The 8,322-nt window shown below is 60.6% G+C and carries 11 protein-coding genes, 1 pseudogene and 1 riboswitch; of the genes and pseudogenes, 5 read left to right on the top strand and 7 right to left on the bottom strand.

Going from position 1 to position 8,322, the window contains the following annotated elements:
- From G454_RS0114110 to G454_RS0114085, 6 genes and pseudogenes are all read right to left on the bottom strand, one after another.
- A pseudogene (locus tag G454_RS0114110) lies at nucleotides 1–386 on the bottom strand (flagellar motor switch protein FliG); the annotation flags it as partial.
- A gap of 7 nt (nucleotides 387–393) precedes the next feature.
- Nucleotides 394–1,926 (bottom strand): flagellar basal-body MS-ring/collar protein FliF, encoded by a 1,533-nt coding sequence (gene fliF / locus G454_RS0114105; RefSeq protein WP_027719117.1) that lies wholly within the window; start codon nucleotides 1,924–1,926, stop codon nucleotides 394–396.
- 44 nt (nucleotides 1,927–1,970) lie between these two features.
- On the bottom strand, nucleotides 1,971–2,267 hold the full coding sequence (gene fliE / locus G454_RS0114100; protein WP_027719116.1) for a flagellar hook-basal body complex protein FliE: 297 nt from the start codon (nucleotides 2,265–2,267) through the stop codon (nucleotides 1,971–1,973).
- An 18-nt stretch (nucleotides 2,268–2,285) separates the two neighbouring features.
- Complete coding sequence (gene flgC / locus G454_RS0114095) at nucleotides 2,286–2,729, bottom strand: flagellar basal body rod protein FlgC (RefSeq protein ID WP_027719115.1); 444 nt, start codon at nucleotides 2,727–2,729, stop codon at nucleotides 2,286–2,288.
- A gap of 6 nt (nucleotides 2,730–2,735) precedes the next feature.
- Nucleotides 2,736–3,161: a flagellar basal body rod protein FlgB gene (gene flgB / locus G454_RS0114090; protein ID WP_211230114.1), complete on the bottom strand. Its 426-nt coding sequence runs from the start codon at nucleotides 3,159–3,161 to the stop codon at nucleotides 2,736–2,738.
- A gap of 29 nt (nucleotides 3,162–3,190) precedes the next feature.
- A riboswitch (cyclic di-GMP riboswitch) is annotated at nucleotides 3,191–3,282 on the bottom strand.
- Between the two features lie 149 nt (nucleotides 3,283–3,431).
- Nucleotides 3,432–3,809, bottom strand: coding sequence for a flagellar protein FlaG (locus tag G454_RS0114085; protein WP_027719113.1), 378 nt, complete (start codon nucleotides 3,807–3,809; stop codon nucleotides 3,432–3,434).
- Between the two features lie 150 nt (nucleotides 3,810–3,959).
- Between G454_RS0114085 and flgN the strand changes: the two genes are divergently transcribed.
- From flgN to G454_RS0114060, 5 genes are all read left to right on the top strand, one after another.
- Nucleotides 3,960–4,466, top strand: a complete 507-nt coding sequence (flgN, locus tag G454_RS0114080) for a flagellar export chaperone FlgN (protein ID WP_156896826.1) — start codon at nucleotides 3,960–3,962, stop codon at nucleotides 4,464–4,466.
- A gap of 20 nt (nucleotides 4,467–4,486) precedes the next feature.
- Nucleotides 4,487–5,941: a flagellar hook-associated protein FlgK gene (flgK, locus tag G454_RS0114075; RefSeq protein WP_027719111.1), complete on the top strand. Its 1,455-nt coding sequence runs from the start codon at nucleotides 4,487–4,489 to the stop codon at nucleotides 5,939–5,941.
- A 14-nt stretch (nucleotides 5,942–5,955) separates the two neighbouring features.
- Nucleotides 5,956–6,894, top strand: coding sequence for a flagellar hook-associated protein FlgL (gene flgL, locus G454_RS0114070; protein WP_027719110.1), 939 nt, complete (start codon nucleotides 5,956–5,958; stop codon nucleotides 6,892–6,894).
- Nucleotides 6,895–7,131: 237 nt separating this feature from the next.
- A complete protein-coding gene (locus G454_RS0114065) occupies nucleotides 7,132–7,485 on the top strand; it encodes a hypothetical protein (RefSeq protein ID WP_027719109.1) in 354 nt (117 codons plus the stop codon).
- A 53-nt stretch (nucleotides 7,486–7,538) separates the two neighbouring features.
- Complete coding sequence (locus tag G454_RS0114060; RefSeq protein ID WP_027719108.1) at nucleotides 7,539–7,784, top strand: hypothetical protein; 246 nt, start codon at nucleotides 7,539–7,541, stop codon at nucleotides 7,782–7,784.
- 16 nt (nucleotides 7,785–7,800) lie between these two features.
- Here the strand turns inward: G454_RS0114060 and G454_RS22635 are convergent, their stop codons facing one another.
- Nucleotides 7,801–8,061, bottom strand: a complete 261-nt coding sequence (locus G454_RS22635) for a nucleotidyltransferase family protein (protein WP_084413525.1) — start codon at nucleotides 8,059–8,061, stop codon at nucleotides 7,801–7,803.
- Nucleotides 8,062–8,322: the final 261 nt, after the last annotated feature.

Below are 8,322 nucleotides of genomic sequence, written 5' to 3'. Positions count from 1 at the left end.
TGCGGGTGCTCGTCCCGGATGAAGTTGAAGAGGTGCCGGGGGTCGGTGCGGCGCAGGCCGCTGAAAGGAACCTGCTTGATGGCCACGGTTACCTTATTCAAGATCTGCTCTGCCTTTTGCGGGCCCAGGGCCTTCTCTAAAAGCTCCTTGGCGTACTTGTAGCCGCCGTGCATGAGGTACTCCCTGGCCTGGTGCAGCTCCAGGAACTCCTGGAGGACGCTATCCCGCACGCTCTGGGGCACGTTTTCCATCATGGAGATCTGCTGGGTGAGCAACTCGATCTCGTCGTCGTGAAAGTGCTTGAGCACCTTGGCGGAGAGTTCCGCGCCCAGGGCGATGAGCACGATGGCCGCTTTCTGCGCGCCGGTCAGCTTGCCGCCGTTCATGACCTACCTACTCCCTCAGCCAGAGCTTGAGAACCTCGGCAATGTCGGAGGGCTTCTCCCTGGCCATTTCCTTAAGTTTCTGCACCCTGGTGGGCGGCGGTGGGGCGGCGACGGTGGGCACCGGCTCCGGCGGCGCCGGCACAGGGGGCACCAGCGGTACTTCTTCCTCCACCGGCCTGCGGGCGCGGCGGCGCCGGCGCAACAGCAGCAACAGCAGCACCAAAAGCACCAGGAGCAGCCCGCCCGCCCCGGCCAGGAGGGGCCAGTATTTCTGCAGGCTGGCCAGCAGCGTGGGCGCGGGTTGTTCCATCTCCCGCCTCAGCTCTTCCAGGTAGCCCGTCTCGAAGGGCATGGCGGAGACGTTGATCTGGTCGCCGCGGGCTGGCTGCAGGCCTACCGCGGCGGCCACCAGGTCCTGCACCTGCTGGAGCTGCGCGGCGGAAAAGTTGCCGTTTAAAACCACGGCCACGGAGAGGCGCCGCAGGTTGCCCGGGGCGCTCACCAGCACCTGCTGCTGGCTGCCCAGCTGGTAGTTGGTGGTGGTCTGCTGCTTCTGATACTGGGTGTTGCCGCCGATCAGGGCGGGGATGTTCTGCCCAGGAAGGTTGGCTTCCGTACCCGGCGCCCCGCCCACCCCGGTGCCCTGGCCCGTTTCGGTGACGGTTTGCTGGCTCAGCACCTGCCCCGGCTGCACGGTGGTGGTGGTGGTCTGGCGCTGGTCGAAGTCCAGCTCCGCCGTGACCATGGCCACCGCCCTGTTCGGCCCCAGGACGCGGGTGAGCATTTGCTGGATGCGGGTCTCCAGCTCCTTTTCAAAGTTACGCCGCACCTGGTACTGGTCCAGGGAAACCCTGGCCAGCTTGGCCCGCTCGTCGGCCTGGATGACCTGGTCGCTCAACACGTTCCCTTCCATGTCGATGATATGTACGTTTTCCGGTTTCATCCCCGGTACGCTGCCCACCACCAGGTCCACGATGCCCTTGACCTGTTCGGGCTTGAGCTGGTCCCGCAGCTTTAAGGCAATGGCGGCAGAGGGCTCCAGCTGCTTTTCCAGGAAGATGCTTTCCTTCGGCAGCACCAGGTGCACCCTGGCCTGCTCCACTTCTTTTAAGCTGGTGATGGTGCGCCGCAGCTCTTCCTGCAGGGCCCGCTGGTAGTTGACCCGCTGCTCGAACTCGGTGAGGCCGAACTTCTGCTGGTCGAAAAGCTCAAACCCCGGCCCGGCGTCGGCCAGCACGCCCTTGCTGGCCAGCTTGATGCGGGCTTCATATACCTGGGAGGCCGGCACGGAGATGGTGCGGCCCTGGTCGGAGAGCCGGTAGGGTATCTTCATGTTCCTGAGCTCTTCGGCAATCTTTCCCGCCTGTTTGGGCTCGAGCCCGGTAAAAAGCGGCGCGTAGGGAGGCCTGACCGCGAGCACGATCAGGTATACGGCCACCGCCGCCACAGCCGTCGCCAGGGCAGCCAGCAGCACCCGGCGGGAGCGCGGCAGCGATTGCCAGCGTTCTCTGACCGACAGGAGAAACTCCCTGGGGTTCATCTACTAGAGCCGCTCCTTTGACGGTAACTTTTGCTCCGGGCGAGTTAGATCTGCATGCGCCAGACTTCCTGATAGGCTTCAATGAGCTTGTTGCGCACTTCCACCGCCAGGGACATCATGATGCGGGCCTCTTCCATGGCCACGGTTACCTGGTGCAGGTCGGTTACGCGCCCCGTCAGAAAGCCCAGGGCTGCCCTGTCGGCCTTGAGCTGGCTTTCGTTGACCTCCTCCAGGGCCTTTTTAAGCCACTCCGCAAAGCCGGACGCGGCGGGGCGGTCCTGCCTTGCCGCGCCGCCTGCCGCAGCAACCGGTGACGGGAAGTAAACGGGCGCCACAGGCATTTTCCCTGCCCCCTCCCTTTAGCCGCGACCGATTTCCAGGGCTTTCTGGGCCATGGCCTTGGTCGCATTGAGGACCGTGACGTTGGCCTCGTAGGCCCTGGTGGCGGCAATCATGTTGACCATCTCGTTGGTGATATTAACGTTGGGGTAGGCCACATAGCCGTTAGGGTCGGCGAGGGGGTGGGAGGGCTCGTAGGCCAGGCGGGGAGGCGCAGGGTCGGCCAGCACCGCGGCCACACGTACTCCGCCGAGCCCGGAGGCAGCACCGGTTTGATCTTCGCCGAGGGAGGCGCGGAGCTTCTCGGCAAAAACTACCACCCGGCGGCGGTAGGGGGGACTGGCCGGGTCGTTGGGCCGTCCTGCCGTGTGCAGGTTGGCAATATTGTTGGCGGTAATGTCCAACCACAGCCTCGAGGCCGTTAAGCCCGAGGCGCTGATACCGAAAAGATCAAGTAGAGGCACCGTCTGTTACCTCCCCCTGATGACGTACTGCAAGAGGGCCAGGCGGTCGCCCAGGGCCCGGGCGGTGGCCTGGTAGACCAGGACGTTGGCCGCAAGGTTGACCATCTCCTGGTCGATGTCCACGTTGTTACCGCTGGAGCTCATGGTGGTCCCCTCCTCCCTCACCACCATGGGCTCCAACCGGGCCAGCGCCACCGGCGCTTCGATGTGCCTGGGGTCGCTGGTAAGCAGGGGCAGCGATCCGTCCTCCCCGAGGGCCCGTCGCAGTTCCTCCGCAAAGCTCACGCTTAACTTTTTGTAGCCGGGCGTGTTGGCGTTGGCCACGTTGTGGGCAATCACCCGCTGGGTGAGCGCCGCCGCGTCCAGCTGCTTTTTCAGGGCCGTAAAAACGGTACCGGCGAAGAGGTCCAGAATATCCACCTCCTTAAACAAAAAGCCCGACCGAAGGGCCGGAGTAGCATTGTCGCAACCCGGCTGCCGTGGCGGGCTTCCCCGCTGTAGGCCCGTGGCTTTGCGCCCCTCCCTTTCGGCTAGAGGTTTGCCCCTGGACAATGCTGCTGTACAGGCATTTTCGACATTTTTGTGAATCACCACATAAATATTTGCCATGGCTGCCAAAATTCCTCCTCATTCGCCAGGGGCAAACAAAATTTTAAGCAAAAATTTCTGCCGAAAATTAAAACCCGGCATACCCGTGCCGGGTCAAATGAACTTATCCAGGATTAGTCCCAGCATCCTCTTTACGCTGGCGACGATTTTGAGGACCCACTCCGGCGGGATCTCCCGGATGACTTCCTGGGTTTCGGCGTTGATCACCTTTACCATGTACTCCCCGCTTTCCTCGTGCAACACAAAGCGAAGCTCCGTGCGATAGATGCGCAGCGTCTCGTTTATCTGGCCCAGCGCCTCCCGTATTTCTTCCAGGGTGGGCCTTTGACCGTCCCGGCTATCTTCCGGTGGCATGAGCGAACTTTCCTTTTCTTTTTTTACCGCCGGCGCAACCTCGCCACCGGGAAGACGCGGGCGCTCGGGCACGAAAAAGATCCCCTGGCGTTCACCCACAGAACCAACCTTTTCCATTCCAACTCTATCCTGCCTTTCCCCCACAAAATTTTTTCCGCTACCACTTTTACAAGAAAATATCGACATGAGGTGCAGAAAATAAAGGGAAACCTCAAGGAATTTTGCCATCAACCGAGAAGTTAAGTTAGAGGAAAACAAAGGCCGGTGATGACCGTGCATGAACTTCTTGCCGAACTCCGCTTTCTATTGCAGAGGGAAAAGGAAATCATGGGCGAGATGCTGGAGGCGGCAGGGCGCCAGACAGCAGCCCTGCGCAAAAACGACGCTTCCCTTGCCGGTAAGGCCGCAGGAGAACTGCTTTTCCTGGCCCAGCAATTGGAACTGCTAAAGGAAAGCCGCCGGAGGGTGCAGTCCGATCTCGCGCGGCGGGCAGGTCTCGCGGAAGAGGCCAGGCTGGCCGAGGTCCTGGAAGCCCTGCCGCCCGTACCGGATTGCCTGGAGGCGCGGCGATTGGCGGACGAACTGCGATTAGCCGCGCTGGAGCTGTCTGCGGCCACCAGGCTCAACAACCTCCTGGCCCAAAACGGCCTGCGCTTCTGCGCACAGCTCCTGGCCGCCTTCGGCCAGGTTACGGTGCGCCTCTACCACCCGGCAAAGGGCGCGCAGGAAACCGGTATGCCCGGCGCGCTGTCCGTCCTGAACGAGTCGGTATGATGCAGAAGTGAGGTGCTGCCATGCCCGGAACCTTTTTCGGCCTGGAAATTGCCCGGCGGGGCCTGCAGGCCCACCGCGCGGCCATGGACGTTACCGCTCACAACGTGGCCAACGCCAACACGCCCGGCTACACGCGCCAGGAGGCGGTGATGGCCGCCACCGACCCGTACTGTAACCCCACCCTGGGCACGCAGCTCACGCCGGGGCAGCTGGGCACCGGCGTGCTGGCCGCAGCGGTGCGGCGCATCAGGAACGAGTACCTGGACGTGCAGGTGCGGGATACTCTTTCGTCAAAGGAATACTGGCGGGTGCAGGAGGAAATTTTCGCTCGCGTGGAGGCCGTTTTCCCCGAGCCCGCCACCGACGGCATCAGCAGCCTCCTTACCAAGTTCTTCAACACCTGGCAGGATCTCAACAACACCCCCCAGGACCCCGGCGTGAAGGCCGCCGTGGCCGAGGTGGGTGACGAGCTGGCCACGATGATGAGAGAGGCTTACAAGCAGTTGGAGGACATTGCGGGGAGCATTGTAAAAAAGGTAGACAGCAGTACTAACGAGGTTAAAAGCGGCCTGCTTAAAGATCAGGTGGACGCAGTAAACGACATCCTAAAGCAAATCCGCGAGCTGACGGAGGCCATCAAGCGCGTCTACGCCCAGGGCAACCAGCCTAATGACCTGCTGGACAAGCGGGACATGCTGCTGGACAGGCTGGCGGAGTACGGACCGGTGAGCGTGAAATTCACCACGGAAAACGGCAAGCCCACGGGGGAGATCGAGGAGTTAAAGTTTCTGGGGGTAGAGGTAATCGCGGACGGTGAGTGGGGCGAGGTAGCCGTTTCCTACGACCCCCAAAGCGGCACGGTGGAGTTCACCGTGGGAGAGAAGGCGGTCGAGCAGGAAGGCTACGCCGGATCGCTAAAGGGGCTGGCAGCGGTTCTGGGTAAAGTGAAGGATTATGCGGGCACCTTGAGCAGCCTTTCGGAGGCCCTGAGGGACGCCGTCAACGGGGCGCTGGACCAAGAATTCTTTGTTAAGGACGGCTCGCTGGCCGAAGGCACCTTTGCCGTGCATGGGGATATCCTTTCTGCTCCCTCCACCATTAACGGCGAGCGGGCCCTCTACGTGGCCCGCCTGGCCACCATCGGCATGGACGGTGAGGAAAAAGTTTTGGGCCGGGACGCCCAGGGTAACGATATTACCATTTCCACGCCCGATCTCGGCGGCGCCACTTTCAGCGAGTACTTTAACGCCCTCCTGGCCGACATCGGCGCCCGCTCCGGCACCGCTTCAGAGATGAGCAAAACTCAGGGTGCCGTCTACGAGCAGCTGGAGGGCCTGCGCCAGTCGGTGTCCGGCGTCAATTTAGACGAGGAGCTCTCCCGGCTCATCCAGTACCAGTACGGCTACCAGGCCAGCGCGCGGGTGCTGGCGGCCGTCGACGAGATGCTGGACTACCTAATCAACAGGATGCTGTGAGGGGGTGAAGGGTCTTGCGCGTCACCCACATGCAGATAGCCCGGCGCACCCAGAACTACATCCAGGAGGCCATGGAGAGGCTGGCCCGCACCCAGGAGCAGATGTCTACCGGCAAAAAGGTGCTGCGGCTGAGCGACGACCCGCCCGCTTTAAGCCAGCTTTTAAACGTGCGCTCCGCCGTGGAGAGGAACCAGCAGTACGCCCGCAACATTACCGACGGGCTGAGCTACCTCTATGCCGCCGATACGGCCCTGGGCACGGTGGGCGAGATCCTGCAGAAGGCCATCGAGTACGCCATCCAGGGAGCCAACGGCACCCTGGCTGATGACGACATGGCCGCCATCGGCGAACAGGTCGATAAAATGATCGACCACTTGGTGGACGTGGCCAACACCACCGTGGGTGGCAAGTACATCTTTGCTGGTACTAAAAACGACAGCCCCCCTTTCGAACGGGTGCCTAACACTGATACAATATACTACTATGGCAATAGTCACGAAGAGCAAGTCTGCCGGGAAATACTGGACCAGGCCAATTACCCCATTGACATACGCGCGGTTACAAAAAATAGCAATGAGCCTGGGATGTTCGGGATATTAGACAATACAGGTAAGGTTACCGGTGGTATTTTTGACGTTCTCTTTGAACTAAAAAATGCATTAAAAAACGCTAATGCATCTAAAATCAACGAATCCCTTGGCAAACTTTATACCCAGCTCGACCATGTGCTGCGCTACCGCGTGCAGGTGGGGGCCCGCACCAGCCACTTTGAAGCGGTGCGCGACCAACTGCAGGACCAGGAGCTGCGCTTAAATCAAGTGTTAAGCGGCCTCGAAGACGCCGACATTGCCCGCGTCTCGGTGGACCTCTCCCGCCAGCAGCTGGCCTACCAGGCGGCCCTGGCGGCGGGGGCAAGAATTCTGGAAGTAACCCTATTAGACTACCTACGCTAGCTGAATTAGAGGAACTCGGCGGCAAGCGTTGAAAATTACCCTTAAATTAGAAAGGGGGTGGTGGCTTGCTTGCCGTGAGATATACCTACCAGCGCTCGGAAATGATTGCCCGCCCTTATCAAGCGGTGCCCTTAAGGTACAGGCCCTACCGGCAAAGGGAATACATTTTAAGGCCCTATATTACCAGAGCCCTCATGTGGAAGGAATACCGGTTAAAGGAAAAGGAGGAGATGGTCGATGCAGGAAGAGGTTTTACGGACAGCGATCTTGCGCTCGCAGGCCCTGAGCCAGATCTTGGAGAGGGATATCAATGCGCTCTTGAACTTGAAGCCGACAAACCTTTTGCAGAAGGAAGAGATGGTGACCCTGGTAGAGCAGGCAAAAGACGAAAAATCCGGCCTTGAAATTAAGGCCATCAACGAGAACTGGAAGGTGTGGGGCCAGGCCTACTCCAAGGTGCTGCAGAAGTTCCAGCAGATGCAGGAGAAGTACGGGGAAAAGGAAATTGGCGAGCTTTTTGAAGAGGTACACCACAAGATGGTCGCGGAGGGAAAATCACCAGGTGGCGAACCGGGCTCCGGGAGCATCTAGGCATCACTAGGTTCTTTCTCGGCCTAGAGCCCATCGAACTCATCCACCGCTTTATGGATGAAGAGGTCAGGCGCTACGCCTGGGGGCACCGGCGCCTGCGCCACGACTATGAAACGGCCAGGAGCTTTGCCGCCCTCTACCGCCGCGAGGGGCTGGAGGAGCAGGCCCTTCTGGAAGTGACTTTGCATATTGCCGCCGACTACTGGCTCATCTCCCTTACGGATTACGAGATCATGAGAGAATTGTACGCCCTTTCTCATCCCCGGAAAAAGGCGGGCAGAGCAAAAAGGGGTGCGTAGGTTGCCGCGCCCCTTTTTATATGGCTCCGATTTCGCACAGTGCCTCCACCCCAGCCGGGGGAGGATCCTGCCAGAGCCAGGCCGTTTCCACTACCACCACAAGGTCAATATCGCTCCCAACGCCCCAATCGCCCCGGGCATAGGAACCGAAGTAACCGATCCGGAGCACATTTTTTCGCTTTGCGACCACTTCTGCTGCCCATTTACGTAAAGCGCGGTCAACGGTGGCAGCGTCAGGCCATCTGAGCACGGACGAATTCAACGACCTCACGGGCATAGCGTGTAGCCTGTTTCATTTTTGCTATCAAGTTCTATCAGATGATGGCACCTTGATAGCAAAGCAGGCCGAAAGTTCACGCTCTCCGAGAGGCCGGGTTGAACCCGCCCATCCGGCCGGCGGGATGGGCGGACCGCGGGCTTCTGGAGTCCCGCCCGAAACAGTTACCCTCGGTCCGGGGGCGTCATCCGGCAGGTCGGTCCCACCGTCTTCCCTCCTGCGGCTTGCGGCTTCCAAACGGCGGGGTGGTTCTGACGCCCC

Source organism: Desulfovirgula thermocuniculi DSM 16036 (assembly GCF_000429345.1).
In the GTDB taxonomy this organism is placed as follows: Bacteria; Bacillota; Desulfotomaculia; order Desulfotomaculales; family Desulfovirgulaceae; genus Desulfovirgula; species Desulfovirgula thermocuniculi.
Note: the sequence above shows the minus strand (reverse complement) of the source record. Positions and strands in the feature narration are given on the sequence as shown.

Bases quoted from the DNA above. Each gene is read 5' to 3' on its own strand.
- G454_RS0114065 (WP_027719109.1), top strand. From the start codon at position 7,132: ATGCAGGAAGAGGTTTTACGGACAGCGATCTTGCGCTCGCAGGCCCTG.
- fliE (WP_027719116.1), bottom strand. From the start codon at position 2,267: ATGCCTGTGGCGCCCGTTTACTTCCCGTCACCGGTTGCTGCGGCAGGC.
- flgN (WP_156896826.1), top strand. From the start codon at position 3,960: ATGACCGTGCATGAACTTCTTGCCGAACTCCGCTTTCTATTGCAGAGG.
- fliF (WP_027719117.1), bottom strand. From the start codon at position 1,926: ATGAACCCCAGGGAGTTTCTCCTGTCGGTCAGAGAACGCTGGCAATCG.
- G454_RS0114060 (WP_027719108.1), top strand. From the start codon at position 7,539: ATGGATGAAGAGGTCAGGCGCTACGCCTGGGGGCACCGGCGCCTGCGC.
- G454_RS0114085 (WP_027719113.1), bottom strand. From the start codon at position 3,809: ATGGAAAAGGTTGGTTCTGTGGGTGAACGCCAGGGGATCTTTTTCGTG.
- flgK (WP_027719111.1), top strand. From the start codon at position 4,487: ATGCCCGGAACCTTTTTCGGCCTGGAAATTGCCCGGCGGGGCCTGCAG.
- G454_RS22635 (WP_084413525.1), bottom strand. From the start codon at position 8,061: ATGCCCGTGAGGTCGTTGAATTCGTCCGTGCTCAGATGGCCTGACGCT.